General features: G+C 54.1%; 17 protein-coding genes. 5 read left to right on the top strand and 12 right to left on the bottom strand.

The features are described from left to right. Window positions 1-4 precede the first annotated feature (4 nt). The 9 genes from ACWAU0_RS22510 to ACWAU0_RS22470 form a co-directional block, all read right to left on the bottom strand. The gene (locus ACWAU0_RS22510; protein WP_027149509.1) at window positions 5-715 is read right to left on the bottom strand and encodes an ABC transporter ATP-binding protein; all 711 of its coding nucleotides are present in this window, start codon (window positions 713-715) and stop codon (window positions 5-7) included. A gap of 1 nt (window position 716) precedes the next feature. Continuing rightward, window positions 717-1919: an ABC transporter permease gene (locus ACWAU0_RS22505; RefSeq protein WP_313729534.1), complete on the bottom strand. Its 1203-nt coding sequence runs from the start codon at window positions 1917-1919 to the stop codon at window positions 717-719. Continuing rightward, on the bottom strand, window positions 1916-3067 hold the full coding sequence (locus tag ACWAU0_RS22500; RefSeq protein WP_458139254.1) for an efflux RND transporter periplasmic adaptor subunit: 1152 nt from the start codon (window positions 3065-3067) through the stop codon (window positions 1916-1918). The genes ACWAU0_RS22505 and ACWAU0_RS22500 overlap by 4 nt, the downstream gene beginning before the upstream one ends. Next, entirely contained in the window at window positions 3064-3672 is a 609-nt protein-coding gene (locus ACWAU0_RS22495) for a TetR/AcrR family transcriptional regulator (RefSeq protein ID WP_064006681.1), read from the bottom strand. The genes ACWAU0_RS22500 and ACWAU0_RS22495 overlap by 4 nt, the downstream gene beginning before the upstream one ends. A 654-nt stretch (window positions 3673-4326) precedes the next feature. After that, window positions 4327-4800: a PaaI family thioesterase gene (locus ACWAU0_RS22490; RefSeq protein WP_171697919.1), complete on the bottom strand. Its 474-nt coding sequence runs from the start codon at window positions 4798-4800 to the stop codon at window positions 4327-4329. A 133-nt stretch (window positions 4801-4933) separates the two neighbouring features. Then, window positions 4934-5251: a DUF2934 domain-containing protein gene (locus tag ACWAU0_RS22485; protein WP_171697920.1), complete on the bottom strand. Its 318-nt coding sequence runs from the start codon at window positions 5249-5251 to the stop codon at window positions 4934-4936. Window positions 5252-5345: 94 nt separating this feature from the next. Beyond that, window positions 5346-5954 (bottom strand): glutathione transferase GstA, encoded by a 609-nt coding sequence (gene gstA / locus ACWAU0_RS22480; RefSeq protein WP_171697921.1) that lies wholly within the window; start codon window positions 5952-5954, stop codon window positions 5346-5348. Window positions 5955-6103: 149 nt separating this feature from the next. Next, window positions 6104-7711 carry a DHA2 family efflux MFS transporter permease subunit gene (locus ACWAU0_RS22475; protein WP_171697922.1) on the bottom strand — a complete coding sequence of 536 codons (1608 nt, stop codon included), beginning with the start codon at window positions 7709-7711 and terminating at the stop codon, window positions 6104-6106. Between the two features lie 6 nt (window positions 7712-7717). Next, window positions 7718-8695, bottom strand: a complete 978-nt coding sequence (locus ACWAU0_RS22470; RefSeq protein WP_458139253.1) for an HlyD family secretion protein — start codon at window positions 8693-8695, stop codon at window positions 7718-7720. Window positions 8696-8827: 132 nt separating this feature from the next. Between ACWAU0_RS22470 and ACWAU0_RS22465 the strand changes: the two genes are divergently transcribed. From ACWAU0_RS22465 to ACWAU0_RS22445, 5 genes are all read left to right on the top strand, one after another. Then, window positions 8828-9436, top strand: a complete 609-nt coding sequence (locus ACWAU0_RS22465; protein WP_171697924.1) for a TetR/AcrR family transcriptional regulator — start codon at window positions 8828-8830, stop codon at window positions 9434-9436. After that, a complete protein-coding gene (locus tag ACWAU0_RS22460; protein ID WP_171697925.1) occupies window positions 9426-10832 on the top strand; it encodes an efflux transporter outer membrane subunit in 1407 nt (468 codons plus the stop codon). The genes ACWAU0_RS22465 and ACWAU0_RS22460 overlap by 11 nt, the downstream gene beginning before the upstream one ends. A 23-nt stretch (window positions 10833-10855) precedes the next feature. Further along, window positions 10856-11701 (top strand): HlyD family secretion protein, encoded by an 846-nt coding sequence (locus ACWAU0_RS22455; protein ID WP_522069930.1) that lies wholly within the window; start codon window positions 10856-10858, stop codon window positions 11699-11701. 80 nt (window positions 11702-11781) lie between these two features. Continuing rightward, a complete protein-coding gene (locus ACWAU0_RS22450; RefSeq protein WP_425258005.1) occupies window positions 11782-14748 on the top strand; it encodes a Tn3 family transposase in 2967 nt (988 codons plus the stop codon). 236 nt (window positions 14749-14984) lie between these two features. Next, window positions 14985-15599 (top strand): recombinase family protein, encoded by a 615-nt coding sequence (locus ACWAU0_RS22445; RefSeq protein WP_319963201.1) that lies wholly within the window; start codon window positions 14985-14987, stop codon window positions 15597-15599. Window positions 15600-15619: 20 nt separating this feature from the next. Here the strand turns inward: ACWAU0_RS22445 and ACWAU0_RS22440 are convergent, their stop codons facing one another. The 3 genes from ACWAU0_RS22440 to ACWAU0_RS22430 all read right to left on the bottom strand — a co-directional run bounded on the left by ACWAU0_RS22440 (window position 15620) and on the right by ACWAU0_RS22430 (window position 17456). Then, entirely contained in the window at window positions 15620-16231 is a 612-nt protein-coding gene (locus tag ACWAU0_RS22440) for a hypothetical protein (protein WP_319963202.1), read from the bottom strand. Continuing rightward, window positions 16218-16742 (bottom strand): exosortase XrtM, encoded by a 525-nt coding sequence (gene xrtM / locus ACWAU0_RS22435; RefSeq protein ID WP_522069929.1) that lies wholly within the window; start codon window positions 16740-16742, stop codon window positions 16218-16220. Before xrtM ends, ACWAU0_RS22440 begins: the two co-directional genes overlap by 14 nt. A gap of 141 nt (window positions 16743-16883) precedes the next feature. Continuing rightward, window positions 16884-17456, bottom strand: coding sequence for a hypothetical protein (locus ACWAU0_RS22430; protein ID WP_319963204.1), 573 nt, complete (start codon window positions 17454-17456; stop codon window positions 16884-16886). Window position 17457: the final 1 nt, after the last annotated feature.

The following is a 17457-nucleotide window of genomic DNA, read 5'->3' as shown; positions in this document are numbered from 1 at the left end:
TTTCTCACTCAAATCCTCGTCCTTCGCCGACTTCCTCATGGGCCACGCCATCGCGGATATGGTAGATGCGTTTGAAGGTGGGAATAATTTTTTCATCGTGGGTGACAACGATGATGGCGGTCTCGAACTGGCGTGCCATGTCGTTGAGGATACGGATAACGGCCATGGCCCGTTCACTGTCGAGCGGCGCGGTGGGCTCGTCGGCAAGAATCACAGGCGGGCGATTGACCAGCCCCCGCGCGATTGCAACGCGCTGCTGTTCGCCGCCGGAAAGCTGCGACGGCATGGCACGGGCGCGGTGTTGTACATCCAGTGCGGTGAGAAGCTCCAGTGCTTTCGCACGCGCTTTACTATTGGGAATCCCTGCCAACATCGGCAGCAGTGCAACGTTGTCGGTCACATCGAGAAAAGGAATCAGGTAGGGTGCCTGGAATACGAAGCCGATCTTGTCGCGCCGCAAGGCTCGCAGGTCACGTACTTTCCAATCGTTGTCAAAGATCACCTCATCACCCAGAACCATGCGACCGGCAGTCGGATCGATCACCGCCCCCAGACACTTGAGCAGGGTGCTCTTACCGGAACCTGATGGTCCGATGAGTCCTACCACTTCACCCGGAGCAACCTGCATGTCCACGCCCCTCAAGGCATGAACAGCGGTATCGCCCTCGCCGTAGCGTTTCTTTAAACCTTCAATGTGAATGCCTTTGCCGCTCACCTTAGCCTCCTATGGCGTCGGCCGGATCGACCTTGAGCGCCATACGGATAGCAACAAGGCTGGCCAATGCGCAGATTGCCAGCACAGCGAAAAAACCGGCGACGGAATCAAGTGGCTCCAACAGCACATACTTGGGGAAAATCGGCACCCAAAAGGTAGCGGTGATTTTCCCCACCACAAAACCTATAGTGCCAAGCGCAAGCGACTGCTGCATGATCATGCCGGCAATGGTGCGGTTCCTGGTGCCGATCAGTTTAAGCACCGCGATTTCCCGGATTTTTCCCAAGGTCAAGGTATAGATGATGAAAGCAACAATGGCCGCGCTGACGATGCTCAGAATCACCAAAAACAAGGCGATTTGCCTGGCTGATTTATCGATTACTTTGTCCATCAGAATCGATTCCATCTGGGCACGGGTATAAACCTGCAGGCGCGTCCAGCGGCGAATCGTTTCGGCTGCATCCTCAGGGAGTGTGCCGGGTTTGAGCTTAACAAGTACCGCATTAACATAGGTGTTGGTACTTTGCGATGCGTTCACCACAGCGAGCAGATCGGGAATGCCTGGGCGATTGAAGTCCGGGTTCTCGGCATTGCGGCGGCGCTGCTGAACCAGAGCATCGTTGTCTTTCAGAAATTGCGCTTCTTGTGCGTCTTTGAGCGGAATGAACACCATCGGATCACCGTTATAAGACACCGTGCGTTTGGATAATCCGACGACCGTGTAAAAATTGCGGCGGATTCGGATGCGCTCACCGAGCTGAAATCCGCTGGAAATATCGGCAATGGCTTCATAGTGACTACGGGTGATATGTCGTCCAGTGACGAGATACCGGGGCTGTCCCGGCGTACCCGGCTTGCCGGCCGTGACGCCAACTACCATGGCGCTAACATCCTGCTCGCCGTGGCCTACCTGCATAATCAGATAGGTGACATTGGCTGCGTATTCTACCTCCGGCATATTCAGCAGACTGCGATACAGATCGTCGTACAGACTGGACGATTCGGCATAAGGCCCCTGAGTGCCCTGTTGCACTACCCACAGATCCGCGCCTGTATTGTCCAGCATCACCTGTGCATCGTCGACCATGCCCCGATAGATGCCGGCCATACTCAGCGTCACGCCGATCAATAAGCCTAATCCGACGCCGGTGAACACGAATTTACCCCAGGAATGGAGAATATCGCGGCCCGCCAAGCTGATCATCGTGCGGCACCGGGAATGTGTTCAACCACATGAATTCGGCTGCGAGTGGTCAGCGCCTTTTCGCTGTATACCACTACCCGATCGCCGTTCTTGAGTCCATCGCGTATTTGCACTTGGCCATCAAGATCAGCAACACCTAATTTAACGGGGGTAAAGTGCAGGTCGCCGTCCATAGCTTGCCAGACTCCCACTTGCCCATTCTCACGATGGATGGCGGCATTGGGAATCACCGGGGCAACTGGTAGGGCAGGCAAGTCGACTGTGACTTCGGCCAGTTCACCCAGCGGCGGCAATGGATCGGGAGGCAAATCGAAACTCGCCTTGGCAAGCATTTCTTCAGTTACGGCATCAGCTTTGGGTTCCACCCGCAGTAAACGGCCGGCCAGCACATGGCCACTGCGGGAGCGCAACACAATGCGGGCTGATAGTCCGGCGGCAAGTCCGGCGGCACTGATCTGGTCGAAGCGCACGTTCAACCATAAACTTTCGGGATCGATCACTTCCACCACAGCTTGACCAGCAACGACAGTTGTGCCGGGATCAGCATCTCGGGAGCTGACCAAGCCATCAGCCGGCGCGATCAGACGCAGGTTGCCCCGCTGCGTAATCAATGCCTCCCGGTCAGATCGGGCACGAGCGACGTCTTCATGGGCAACCGTAAGTACAGCATCCGCTATCTGCAATTCCTGTCGCTTGGTGTCGACTATTTCTTCGCTGGTCGAGCGTACTGCAAACAATTGTTCATATCGATGCAACTGGGCCTTCGCATACGCTTGCCGAGCCTTCGCTTCGCGCAAAGCCGCTTCGGCACGCTTGAATGCCGATTCCTGCGAGTGGACGCGATCATCGAGATCGACCTGATCCATCTCGCCTAACACTTGACCGCCCTTCACCCGATCGCCCACATGCACCTCCAGACGTTGCACGCGACCGGCAACCGTGGGACCAATTTTGTAGGTATAGCGCGCCTCCACCGTGCCGATACCGAATAGCGCAGGGGCAATTGACTTTGACTTTACTTCCGCGACCGTCACGGTTACCGGTGCTAGCGGGCCGGATCGTAAGGCGACGTAGACGAAAAGCACAAGCAACGGCACAATAACTGCCATAAGCGCCAAGGTGCGTTTTTGTAGAGGCATGCGATTCATTGCGCACTCCGGATGCCACGCTGATAAATGGCAAAGACGCGTGGTGCATCGTGGCGGATACGCTCCACATTGCCGGCCAGCAGCGATTGCATGACCAGGCCTTGGATCGTGCCGATGAACAGGGTGGCCGCCGCTTCGGTATCGAGTGTGGCGGACAGCTCGCCGCAAGCCTTGCCCGCCTCGATCAGCCGGTGCAGGCGTTCTCCATAACGCCGGATCAAAGCTTGCACTATACGCTTGGGCGCGGTCTGCTCGGCACGTTGCAATTCTCCAAACATCATTCGGGGAACCCCTGGATGCTCGGCCACGAACTCGACGTGGCTCATGAATATCGCCTGCATCGCGGCTAGAGGCGATTCAATACCTTGTGCGGCGCAATCAATCCGGGCCAGAAGGCGTTCCGCCACCCACTCCATGACTGCCTGCCAAATGGCGTCCTTGGTCGGAAAATGACGAAACAACGCGCCCTGGGTCAGGTTCATATGCTTGGCGATAGCCGCAGTTGTGATTTCGCTGGGGTTTTGCGAACCCGCCAATTCAACCACCGCCTCGACTGTTACGGCCCGTCGTTCATCCGCAGGAAGATGTTTTACATGGGTATTCACGGTTGCTCTCAAAAGGATAGTAATTAATTACTATCTTATGATGATAAACAAATTATGCAAGCGGAAAATTATTCTGTGGAAGATCACGATGACTCAATTGTTGATCTAAGAGTATGTATTTTTCTAAAGTAAATGTACGCTACAGCAAGGCCGATTGCCCCTTTGCGGCCAAACATATCAATATATGTTTGGCCGCACTAGGCTCTAACACATGGTCTTGCCCACTTAGTGCATTGATTGCCATTACAACTCTTAAACTCTTACCATAAAAGGGGTTGTAAGCCGGAACCGCCGAAAATTTTGTCACGCCAAAATTCGTTCTGAGTCATGCTAAAACTGACAATGGCCCTTAAATGGAGTAGACCCGCCAGTTGGCCCAGTGGGAGCGCAGCTACAATTTGACGACATATTAGGTTAGGCTAATTGAACAAGGCGACAAAAATTAGCGCTGCACCTCAATCTCTGCCGACTGAATACCAATCGCGATTAGCGCCAGCAACTTTGCGAATCGATACAGTCCGGGATATTCGGCACAAAGATCGTTCATTCCGCTACCGTCGGAAACCGCAAAAACCCCCAAATAAATTTAAAAGCGCTGATGTGGCCTAGGGGGCTCTATTACGCCTTTACGAAGGAATCATCACGTCTACCTTTTTAGCGGTCGGCAATAGGACGGATAGCTACTTTTGCCTTAATAAGCGTGCACAAAGAACCATCTTCCTGATAATAACCGTATTCAAATGTCGGTGTGCTTCTGCCTTTTTTAGCTAAGTCAGTGCGTATTTGCCGCTCTATTTCCGGAGACATATGAAAAATGAGTTCTAAATCACTTAGACCTTGCGCTCTAAAATCCAGCTGTAACGAACTTGTCAAAACCCTATGGTCGGGGAATAATTTCTGACATGCCATTGCTGCAATAGGATCAGCCAGACAGGCTTGGAATCCGCCAAATAAACTACCCCCGACATTAGTTGCAATCCAGCTATGTGGCAAACGGATTTTGATAGTGCGCCAGTCGGGAGACAAAACCAGTACTTTAATGCGCATTAACCAAAAGAAGGGCAGGCACTCGATTCTTTTTTTATCTGATAACAACGGTGTGTTCCAGATAAAATGACGTAGGTTCATCGCTGCGTCCCGATGCTTCCTGATGCGCTAGTTTCGCCGCCGCTGCGGCCGATGCGAGTGCCTGCTACCACGGCTTAAATGACCCGCTTTAGGGGTTCTTTGTCCAATTCGTCGCCCAGTAGTGCCTGGAGCATTATCTCCCCGGCACCTTATCGGCGATGACGGTTGGCTCGCTTTCGAGTGCGGTCTGAACCTGTTGTGGGATTTCATGATTGGGCAAAATGCTGTTCCCCTGATTCGTTTGTTGCAACAGGCAGTCGATTTCCGCTTCTGCTTCGCGCCAGTCTTCCGCCATGTCGCCGCCAGCAAAGCCGTGCTTTTCGGCGCGGTAATAGGCGGCTTCAGCGATCATTCGATAGCGCTCCTCTGGTGTTACGAGCGGACGATTCGGTTGCTCGGCAACGGCTTGAGCCGTCTTTTTAGAGGCGGCAGTAGATTTTGATTTGGTCATGGGGTGTACTCCTATTTAATCAGTGGTTTTGCGCGCGCTGGCGTTGGTTATCTTGCCCTTGCCGACGGCCCCCGCCAGCAGGGTGTGATAATAGTTATTCAATCAGTCCTTCGGCCTTGAGCGCCGCCTGCACCGCAGGACGTGCGGCGACGCGGCCCTGATAGGCGACCAGCACTGGCCATGGGGCAAGATCGACACCGACGTAATTGCCCCAGCCCAGTACGGTGAAAAGATAGGCATCAGCCACAGTAAAATTGTCGCCCATTAGCCAGCGTTTGCCATCGAGCCGGGTACTGACATGATCGAAACGCCGGGCCAGTTGCGCCTTGACGAGGTCTTTCCAGGCTTCCGGCGCCTGTGGATTGAACAGCGCGCCGAAGCTCTTGTGCAGCTCGGTAGAGATGAAGTTGAGCCATTCCATCAGGCGGTAACGCTCGATACTGCCAAGCGGCGGCACCAGCTCTGTTTCCGGCACATGGTCCGCGAGATACTGGATAATGGCCGGACCTTCGGTCAACACTTGACCGTCATCGAGCAGCAGGGCGGGTACGTAACCATTGGGATTGATCGTGCGGTAATCGACGCCGGTTTCTGTTTTACCGCTGGCTAGGTCGACCTGCTCGGTTTCATAGTGGAATCCACCCTCTTCGAGAACGATGTGGGGCGATAACGAACAAGCGCCGGGGCTGTAATAAAGTTTCATAGTGTGGTCTCCTCAGGCTAGAAAAATGGGTAGTAGGTATCAGTCGTGCTCACCACCGCAGGTGATGCAGGCGAGACGGCAGGTTGAGCGCTGTAAATCTATTGATCCATAGGTTACTCCGCAGGAAATTAACAAGAAGCTTCATTCGGTCAATGGCCGCCCGCCGCGCCACCGGCATCCGCCGATACTTTTCTGACCAATGGCATCAGCAATAAGGCCAGGAAAAAAACCAGGCTGAGGATATGAAACAGCGTATTGAGGGTAATCACCTCGGCTTCTCGCATCACCAGGCCGTAAAGCTGCTTGAGTGCGGCCAGTTCGCTGTCCGATAACGACAAGCCGGCCATGCGTTCCTGCAAGCCCGCCAGTAGCGATTGCGCTTGTGGAGACCCCGGCGCCACCGATTCACGCAACACGGCATAATGCTCCTTGTTCAATTGAATCATTAGCGTGTTAGAGACGGCAAGGCCGATGGCACCACCCAGGTTGCGCATCAGATTGTAAAGTCCGCTGGCATTTTTGACTTCTTCCGGCGGCAAAGTGCCCAAGGCCAGCGAATTGATGGGCAGAAAGGCAAACATCAGGGCAAAGCCACGCAAGGCCTGCGGCCAAAAAAACTCCCAGTAGCCTGACTCATTAGTGAGATCGCCGTTCATCCAGGCACCCAGCCCATAGAGAGACAAGCCCATCGCCATCATCAGCCGTGAATCCAATACTTTGGCGAGGGGGCCAGCGACGAAGGCCGACAGCAGCTGAAACAGTCCTGTGACCATCACATATTGGCCAATCTGCAGGCTATTAAGACCTTTGACGCTGGCCAGATACACCGGCATCAAATAAACGGTGGTGTACATACCGATGCCGAGGATGAAGCTGAACACACAGCCCACGGCGAAGTTGAGATTGCGGAATGCCCAGAGATCGACAATAGGGTGTTCGATGGTCAGTTCGCGATAGAACATGGCGATGCCGGCGATGGCGGCAACCACGCTAAAAAACACGATCTCGCGGCTATCAAACCATTCCTTCCGCACCCCTTCTTCCAGCACAAATTGCATACTGCCGAGAAAGACGATGATGTAGACGATGCCGAGAAAATCGATTTTTTCGAGCAATTTCCAGTCCGGTTCATCCACCCGCACGAACAGCCAAGTGCTCAGACAGACCAAAAATCCTGGTAACAGATTGATCAGAAACAGCGCTTTCCAAGAAAATGCTTCGGTAAGATAGCCGCCCAGCACCGGTCCCGCCGTGGGTGCGATGGTCACCACCAGGCCGACGACGATGAACATGGACGGTTGAAGACGGGGCGGAAACATCGTGTAGATCACCGCAAACACGGTGGGAATCATAGCGCCGCCAAACAAGCCTTGGAGGGCGCGAAAAACGATCATCGAGGGCAGATTCCAGGATAAGGCAACAAACAGGCTCATCAGCGTAAAGCCGCCGCAAGACAGCACGAACAGGTAACGGGTCGACAGCGCCCGGCTCAGCCAGCCGGATAGGGGGATAATCACCACTTCGGCGATCAGGTAGGCGGTTTGCACCCAGGCAATCTCGTCTTTTGTAGCCGCCAATCCTGCCTGGATCTGTTGCATCGAACTGGCGACGATCTGGATGTCCAGAATCGCCATGAAAATGCCGAACACCATGCCGAAAAAACCGAACCATTGTTGCGGGGTGAGCGGTTTTTCAGCCGCACCGCCATGACTCTCCGGCACGTCTTCGGCGGCTATAGTCTCTGTGGTCTTGATCATGTTGCGCTACTTTACTCGAACCTTAACCTCGGTGGACAGTCCCGGTCTCAGACGAGTTAAGTCGGTACCGGGGCGGAACGAAATCTTCACCGGGACACGGCGTACAATTTTGGTGAAGTTGCCGGTGGCGTTTTCCGACGGCAACAGACTGAATTCCGAACCGGACGCAGGTGCGAAACTGTCCACTGACCCTTCGAAGACCTCACCGGGGTAAGCATCAACGTAAATCCCCACCGCTTGCCCCGGCTGCATCCGGGCGATCTGGGTTTCCTTGAAGTTCGCTTCCACGAACAGGCCATCGTCCGGAATCAGAAAGCCGAGCGCACTGCCGGGTTTGACCAATTGCCCGACCTGCACGCTGCGATTGCCGATGACGCCAGCTATTGGCGCTACGATACGGGTATTCCCCAGGTCGATGCGGGCCAGCTCCAGCGCGGCCTCGGCGGCTTTGACACGGGCGCGGGTTTCCTCGATTTGCGCATCCAGAGTAGCCAATTCACTTTTCGCTCCCTGCACGGCCGAACTGAATTTATCCCGATGGGCGGATGCCTGGGTGTAAGTAGACTGGGCGCTATCATGAGATTGCGCGGAAATAGCCCCCTCCTGGGCGAGATTGCCGTAACGCTTCAAATCCTTGCCGGCGCGATTCAGATCGGCATTGGCGGCAGCGATATTCGCCGCCTCCTCGCGTATTTTGGCGTTTTGGGTGAGTTTGTTGGCTTCCAGGGTCTGGATGTGCGCTGTTTCCATCAGCACCTGGGCTTCAGCCTCGGCGACACGGGCCTTAAAGTCATGATCATCGATCACCACCAGCAGGTCGCCTGGCTTCACCTTCTGGTTATCCACGAACAACACCTCCTTGACATACCCGGTCTCCTTGGAGCTAATCAAGCTGATGTGCGCCTTCAGATAGGCGTTGTCGGTAGTCTCGAAAGGATGGATCGCCTTGAGCCAATAGACGATGCCAGCCGCGATTGCGACCATGAGCAGAAAAGAGATTAATAGGGTTTTTTTGGAGAGAGGGAGTGACATAAATTTTTATTGCCTAACTAAACGGTGTAGTTTAGTATAATCACTGACCCCGCTTTGATGCAACGAAATTATTCAATCCTTAAGATGAACAATCCTAACAACCCCAAACGACAGGCTATTCTCAATGCGGCTAAGCGCGTTTTTATTGCCCACGGTTACAGCGGCACCAGCATGGAAGCCATCGCCGAAGCCGCGCCGGTGTCGAAACCGACTCTTTACAACCATTTTAAAGGCAAACAGGAGTTATTCGCCGCAGTGATCGAGAGTCAGTGCGAGGCGGTATTGAACACCCTTTCCAGCGTCAAGACCGAACTCCTCGACCCGGTTGCCGGCTTGAAAGCCATTGCCGGCGCTTTCGTCGAGCTGATTTATGCCGAGGAAGCCTTGCAACTTTACCGGCTGATCATCGCCGAGCAGAAACATTTTCCGGAATTGGGCGAACTGGTTTACCGTTCCGGCCCGGAACCGGTGTTGCGGCAATTGTCGTCTTACCTCGCCGAACTGCATGCACGTGGCGCCTTGCATATCGCCGACGTAGAAACATCGAGCCGGTTATTTTTGGATATGTTGAAAGGCGATCAACATTTCCGCTGCCTGCTGGGTTTGCAATCCGGCCTAGAGGATGCGGCAAAACAACGTCTGATCGACGCTGCGGTTTCTTTATTCCTCAAAGGTCATGGTCATGATGCATAAAACCGGCTGGTTATTACTGTTGGGCGGTTTGGCCGGATGCACGATGGGGCCCGATTACCGCAAAGTCGAGCCTGCGGTTCCGAAGCATTGGCAGGCAGGACAAGTACCGGAAGCGGGCTTGAAACCGGCCAGTCCGGAGGCCTTGAAAAACTGGTGGAAAAGTTTCGGCGATGCGCACCTGAACCATCTCATGGACCAAGCGTTGGCGGGAAACCTTGATGTCAAGATAGCCATGACCCGTATCGATCAGGCACGCGCCGAACGTCGCGGCACCCGTGCGGAATTGTTTCCGACCGTTAACTTGACGACGGGAGCGCAGCGCCAAGACAACCCCTTCCCCGGCTTGGCGCCCGGTATCAAATACAATATGTTCGAACTGGGTTTCGACGCCCTCTGGGAAGTCGATTTGTTTGGTCGTGTGCAACGCAGACTGGAGGCCGCCACTGCCGATCTGGAGGGCGCTGGCGAACAGTATCACCAGTCCCTGGTGACGCTGACGGCCGAGTTGGCGCGCAGTTATGTTGACTACCGCAGTCTTCAAAATCAACTTCGGATTACGCGCTCGAATCTGAAGTCGCAGCAGCAAACGCTGGAACTGACCGAAAGACTCAACGCCGAAGGCGTAGGAACCCGGCACGATGTGGTGCGGGCGCGGGCCCAGACCGAGACCACGGACGCCCAGATTCCGGCGCTGGAAGCAAGGCTGGTCGCCGCATTGCGGCAACTGGAAGTCCTGGTGGGACGTCAACCCGGTACGCTGGATGCCGAATTGAATTCCACTGAAGCCGTGCCGGCAGCGCCGGGACGGGAGATTCTGGCTTCGCCCGCCGAAATGATACGCCGCCGCCCGGACCTTCGCGTGGCTGAACGCCAGCTCGCAGCGGCAACGGCCATGCAAGGGGCGGCCATCGCGGAATTGTTTCCGAAAATATCGTTGTCGGCTTTTGTAGGTCTGCGTAACACGGATATCGAAAGCCTGTTCAAATCGGCCGCCTTCTCCTACGGCACCGCCGCCAACCTGTTGCAACCCTTGCTCAATTTCGGCCGCATCCGCGCCGGCATCGACCTGGCCGACGCCAAGCAAAAGGAGGCCTATCTGACCTTGGAAAAGGCAGTACTCGAAGCCCTTCGGGAAACGGAAACCGCTTTGACGCGTTATCTCAAGGAGGAAGTTCGCCGGCAGACGTTGACGCGTGCGGTGGCAGACCACCAGGAATCGGTACGTCTGTCGCAATTGCGTTATCAGGAAGGTGTTTCCACATTTCTGGACGTGCTGGATGCCCAGCGCGCACTTTATGCGGTTGAAATCGAGCTGGCGCGTTCCGAAGCCGAGACTTCCACGAATCTGATCGCCGTGTATAAAGCGCTGGGTGGCGGCGCGAACGCCCAGATGTAGCTGCAAATGTTCCAGGAGAAGTGATGAACAAACAGATAAAATCGATACTGACATTCACCCTCCTCGGCATTGCCATCGCGTCGGCTGTGGCGTGGTGGATCTTACGCCCCAACGGCTTACCGGATAGCATTGTCAGCGGTAATGGCCGCATCGAAGCCACCGAGATCGATATTGCCACCAAGATTCCCGGCCGTATTGCCGAAGTCCTGGCGCGGGAAGGTGACTTCGTACAGGTTGGCAAGGTGCTTGTGCGCATGGACACGCAAACACTGGAGGCACAGAAAGTCGAAGCGCTGGCTCAGGTGCGTCACGCAGAAAGCGCCTTGCAAACCGCGACCTCCATCATTGCCCAGCGTGAGAGCGAATATCAGGCGGCATTGGCGGTCGTCGCCCAGCACCGGGCCGAACTCGATGCCGCCGAAAGCCGCCTGGCGCGATCACGCCGACTGGTTGGGGAAGGGGCAACGCCCAAACAGGAAGTTGATGACAATCGTGCGCGGGTGCTGGGCATCCAGGCCATGATCAGCGCCGCGGAAGCTCAGGTCATGGCGGCGCGTGCCGGTATCGAGGCGGCGAAATCACAGCGTGTACAAGCTCAAGCGCAAATCGAGGCGGTCAAAGCTACCGTTGTCCGCCTGCAGGCGGATATCGACGACAGCGAACTGAAAGCGCCGCGCGACGTGCGCGTGCAATACCGCATCGCCGAACCCGGCGAAGTGCTGGCTGCCGGTGGCCGGGTACTGAACACGGTGGATTTGTCCGACGTCTATATGACCTTCTTTTTGCCCACCGCCGCCGCCGGCAAGGTTGCGCTCGACAGCGAGGCCCAGTGGGAGCGAGTCTACAATTTGACGACATATAAGCATTAGCTAATTAAAAACTGACCGCTAAAAGCCGGGACCAATAAAAAGCTAACCCTGAGATTTTAGATATAATATGCCCAACTCAAATCGTAGCAGGGCTTGCCGTGGCATATTCATGGAACGATCCGGATGCACAGGACTTGTGGACGCTCACTAGCGACGAATCCGCATTGTTGCCAGGCATGACCGACAAAGGACGGCTCGGTTTCGCGGTTCAGCTCAAGTTTATGGAAATGTACGGTCGATTTCCTGAACGCCAGGAAGAGGTAGACCGGAACGCTGTGCAGTGGTTAGCCACGCAACTGGGTACAACGACGGATGCGTTGTCATTGTATGAGTTTGGCGGCCGCCAAGGACAACGGCATCGGCGCACTATTCGTATTTTTCTTGGTTTCCGCCGCGCAACCGGCACTGATCTACAACAGCTTGTGCAGTGGCTATGCGACGATGTATTGCCGTTAGACCCGCAAGCCCGCCACGGCCTCGACGTGGCGCTCGATTGGTGTCGCACACACCATCTGGAACCACCCGCCGGCGATCATCTTGATCGCGTCATTCGGTCCGCAGTCCATCGTTACGAAACACGGCAACTGGAGACCATTTTTGCGCGATTGAGCGCGGCCAACAAAGCCGCCATTGACCGGTTGCTTGCCAGCGAGGAACCTGACTGCGAAGAATCGCTCAACGAGGAATCGACAACCATCTCCTTTAGCGACCTGAAGATCGACCCCGGCAAAGCCAACCTCGATAGCTTGCTAACTGCCATCGCCAAGCTCAAGTGTATCGCCGATATCGGCCTGACGCCTGCCGTATTTCAGGATATTCCCGTCAAGTTTATTGATCAATTCCGGCAGCGTTGCGGAGCGGAATCGATCCGAGAATTACGGCGCCACCCTGACGCGATTCGCTATAGCATGGTGTCCATGTTCTGTTGGCGGCGTCAGCAACAACTGATCGATGCCTTAATCGATCTGCTGTTGCAGGTCATTCACAATTTGGGTGCCCGGGCCGAAAAAAGAATCGATAAGCGCCAATTCGCTGCATTCAAAAAGGTGCGAGGCAAAACACGGCTTCTATTCAAGCTGGCCGAAGCCACCGTGGATCAGCCGGAAGGGCTTGTCAAGGAGGTTGTCTATCCCGTGGTAGGACAGAAGATATTGCAGGAATTGGTTGAGGAGTTTAAGACCATGGGGTTCGACTTCGAGCGGGAAGTGCAGGAAACCATGCGCTCATCCTATGGTCACCACTACCGGCGGATGCTGATACCGGTACTGGAAACGCTATGCTTTCAATCCAATAACACCGTACACCGTCCCGTCATCGACGCCCTGGATATACTGAAGGCCAATCGCGACAGCCAGCGGCAATACTACAATGCCGATGAAGTTCCGCTGGAAGGCATTGTAGAAAAGAAATGGCGCGATATCGTGGTGGAGCCAGACAAGGAAGGCAAAGACCGGGTTAATCGCATCAACTATGAAATCTGCGTACTGAAAGCTCTGCGTAAGCGCTTGCGCACCAAAGAAATCTGGGTTGCCGGCGCGGATCGCTATCGCAACCCGGAGTACGATTTACCCGCCGACTTCGCGGCCAAGCGTGATAGCTATTACGAGCAGCTGAAGGCTCCCAAGGATGCGGAAGCATTCATTGCACAAATACAGTCCGCCATGCGGGAATGGTTGACCAGACTGAATACCGGGCTTCCAAGCAATTCTAAGGTTCGCCTGCGTAAGCAAGGCAAAAACCTTATCCACCTGACACCATTAGATCGGCAGCCAGAGCCACAAAATATGGCGGCGCTAAAACGCGAGATTGGGCGGCGCTGGTCAGATGTCGAGCTGATTGACATTATCAAAGAGGTTGACTTGCGGCTCAATTTTACGACAGCGTTTCGCACCAACGCCAGTCGTGAAGCGCTCGACCCGGCATTGTTGCAACGCCGCCTGCTGCTTTGTCTATTCGGCATTGGCACCAATGTCGGCCTAAAGCGCATCGCCAGTCAACAGCCAAGCGTCAGCTTTGAGGAGCTACGCTATGTCAAACGCCGATTTTTGCAGAAAGACGCACTGCGCTCATCCATCAGCGAAGTTGTCAACGGCATTTTCAGGATTCGCAATCCGGCCATTTGGGGCGACGCGACGACTGCCTGCGCTTCCGATTCCAGGCAGTTTGGCGCCTACGATCAGAATTTGATGACTGAATGGCACGCGCGTTATGGTGGGCGCGGCGTCATGATTTATTGGCATGTGGATACTAACTCGACGTGCATCTATTCCAAGCTTCGGCGCTGTTCCTCGTCCGAAGTGGCGGCGATGATCGAGGGCGTACTGCGGCATTGCACGAATATGGAGATTGAACGCCAGTATGTCGATAGCCACGGCCAGAGCGAGGTGGCTTTCGCCTTCAGCTATATTCTGGGCTTCGACTTGTTGCCTAGACTCAAGGCCATCGCCAAGCAGAAATTGTATCTGCCGGCAACGGCAGACGCGGCACAGTACGCAAATTTGGAACCGATCTTGACCCGCGCTATCGATTGGAATCTGATACGGCAGCAGTACGACGAAGTTATCAAATATACAACGGCGCTACGTTTGGGGACAGCAGAACCGGAAGCCATCCTGAGCCGCTTCACCCGTGCCAATGTCATACACCCCACTTACAAGGCGCTGGCAGAGCTGGGTAAGGCGATCAAGACGATTTTCCTGTGCCGTTACTTGCACGATGAATCGCTGAGGCGGGAAATTCACGAGGGCTTGAACGTGGTGGAGAACTGGAATAGCGCCAATGACTTCATCTTCTATGGCGAGCGGGGCGAGTTCGCAACCAACCGCATAGAAGATCAGGAATTAGGGGTTCTGTCTCTTCACTTGTTGCAAGTTTGCCTGGTGTACGTGAATACCCTGTTCATTCAGGAAGTGCTGGCGGAACCTGCTTGGCGTGATCGCATGACAGTAGATGACTGGCGTGCGATCTCGCCGCTGATCTACCATCATGTGAATCCCTATGGTCGTATCGAGTTGGATATGGCACGGCGCTTGACCCTGGCCGCATGATCCGCCGAGAACGAGGGTTTTTGATAAGCCTTCTTTGATCGCTGAAGTCATTGTCAGACGTTCACAGCACTAATTTTCGTCGGCATGAAAATTCGGGTTTGTTTTTGTCACTATAACTTAATTTAATACCTTTTGTGTGTCATACTATAAATGACGGGTTAAGTGACAGTTTTTGATAAACAAATCATATTCTCCCATGCTGTCACATAATCGACCGTATAAGTGACAGGTGAAAAATGCTAATTGGCTATATGCGGGTTTCAAAAGCGGATGGTTCTCAGGCATGCGATTTGCAGCGCGATGCGTTAATGCTGGCTGGCGTCGATTCAAAGCACCTTTATGAAGATTATGCCTCGGGGAAACGGGAAGACCGTCCCGGCCTGGCCGCCTGTCTAAAAGCCTTACGAGAAGGCGATACGCTATTGGTCTGGAAGCTGGATCGATTGGGACGCGATCTCCGCCATTTGATCAACACGGTACATGATCTGACCAGTAGAGGTGTTGGTCTCAAGGTTTTAACAGGTCACGGCGCTGCTATTGATACGACAACCGCCGCCGGCAAACTGGTCTTCGGTATTTTTGCCGCGCTGTCTGAATTTGAGCGTGAGTTGATTTCAGAGCGAACCGTAGCCGGATTAGCATCAGCTCGTGCGCGCGGCAGGAAAGGAGGCAGACCCTTTAAGATGACACCCGCCAAACTGCGGTTGGCCATGGCGGCGATGGGGCAGCCGGAAACAACGGTGGGAAATCTTTGTCAGGAACTGAACATTACCCGGCAAACCTTGTATCGGCATGTTTCGCCCAAAGGCGAACTGCGGCCGGATGGCGTAAAGTTACTGTCTAGCGGTTAAAAGTCCTATGACGAAAAAACTCAAACTCGCGACAGCCCCCGCTGCAATTGAATGCACAACCAAGCCGCTACGATCCCGAGTAACCAGCGTCCGCCCAGCTCGCAAAACACCATCCAGTCCACGAACCAGGGTACCTGGCGGGGATTGATGCCCGATTCGGCAATGTCTTGAAACGATATTTCCAATTTGCCTAATAGCTGTGCCGGTAAAGTCGCCATGATCACCAGAACTGCTGCCAATAAACCCAATCCGAGCAACCATAACCGTTGCCGCCAGCCTTGCACCGGCCAAATTAGCAGAATCGAACCTTCGATGACCATTGGCACGAAGCTATGCAGCAAATGGGCAGACGACTTCAATACAGTCTGCGGTGGAATGAAATGACTGGCGTTCAGATAAACAGGCCGCAGTACCCAGGCCGACAACTCAATCGAGGCATCCAATTGGGATTGTGCAGATTCCACCAGCTTTAATCCGGGGGATAAGTCCGGCGCCATCGAGATCATGACGGCCTTCAGCAATGGGAACAGGCCTGTTATCAAGCTGTCCCCAAAAAACACAACCAAACCGGACAACACCAGCCAGGCCAGCAAACCTTTCAAGGTCAGAACAAACAGCTCACGCCGGCTCATGGCTTTGACGTGTCGAACCAAACGCCCACCAGGCAAAATAGAAACAGCCCAACACCACCATCAATGTCGGCGCCACATAGGTATGAATCAACTGAAACCAACCGGGTTGGTAAGCGATGACGAAATACAGTACGCAAATGCGCAACAGATTGATGCCATAGATCAAGCCGATGCCCAACAGCAAACCCAGCGCCTTCCGTTTTAATCCGGACGGAAACGCCAAAACGGCGGACATCACCAAAAACAACGCCCCGGCGCCGTCGCAGCCGCGCACGATTTCCAAGTCGGCCTTGGCGGAAAGCAGATGGTTTTGCTTAGGCCAAACCTGTTCCAACGGTGCTAGCCAATTGACCAGATCGGCGCAAACCGCCACCACACCGTGGAAGTAGATGACATTGGCAAACAGGTCGACCGGAATCTTGAAGTAAGCGTAGTCGAGCAGCGCGTAGCAGGCTACGAATAGCATGAAGGTTACCCACTCGGGGAATTTTTTCGGTTGGACTTTTTTCAATGCTCACGTGCCATAGTTAAAGCGCCTTGCGATACGTTTTCGACTTTGAAGCGTGCGGTACGTACCTCACCGCACGCTTCGAGTTTGATCTAACAGTGCGATAACGTACCCCCAATAATCGTGCGAGACGGTCACATTACATTAAGTTGGAATCATCTTGACCCAAATCTCATAAAGGTCGCGCAGACTCTTGCCGGTTTTTCTTTTACTTAAGACACCATAGGCGAGCGTTACCAGCATCCATACAGGATTAAACGGTACAGAACCAAACCCAACAAGAACCGGTTGACCGTAATCGGCATCTTTTTTATTACCAAATCTTTGATCCCATCGAAGCGATGGGTAATTAGTCAAAAAGACCATGCTTAAATACATGCCCACATCTATTGCAAGAGAAAAAGTTTGGTTAGACAATTCCTCTTCAGGAACTTCAATAGGAAAGGATGAGTGAGCTTTAATCTCTTGAATTTCATCATCTGTGCGTGGGCGCGACTCAACTTGCGCTGCTAACCAGTTTCCCAACGGATCAAGAGATGCTGCCGTGAAATCGGCTTGCCATGATTCAAAACCCTGTGTCTGCTGAACTGCGTTCCTTAGCTCGTCAAGTCTTTCCGGAAGAATGTTCTGAAACCATGCGAAATAGTCCCGTAACTCCTTTTTAGACATTTCCCGAAATTTAAGTGTAAACGGTGGCTGTATCGTTGCGTAGGTCATG

Source organism: Methylomonas sp. Uni0009 (assembly GCF_054188105.3).
Note: the sequence above shows the minus strand (reverse complement) of the source record. Positions and strands in the feature narration are given on the sequence as shown.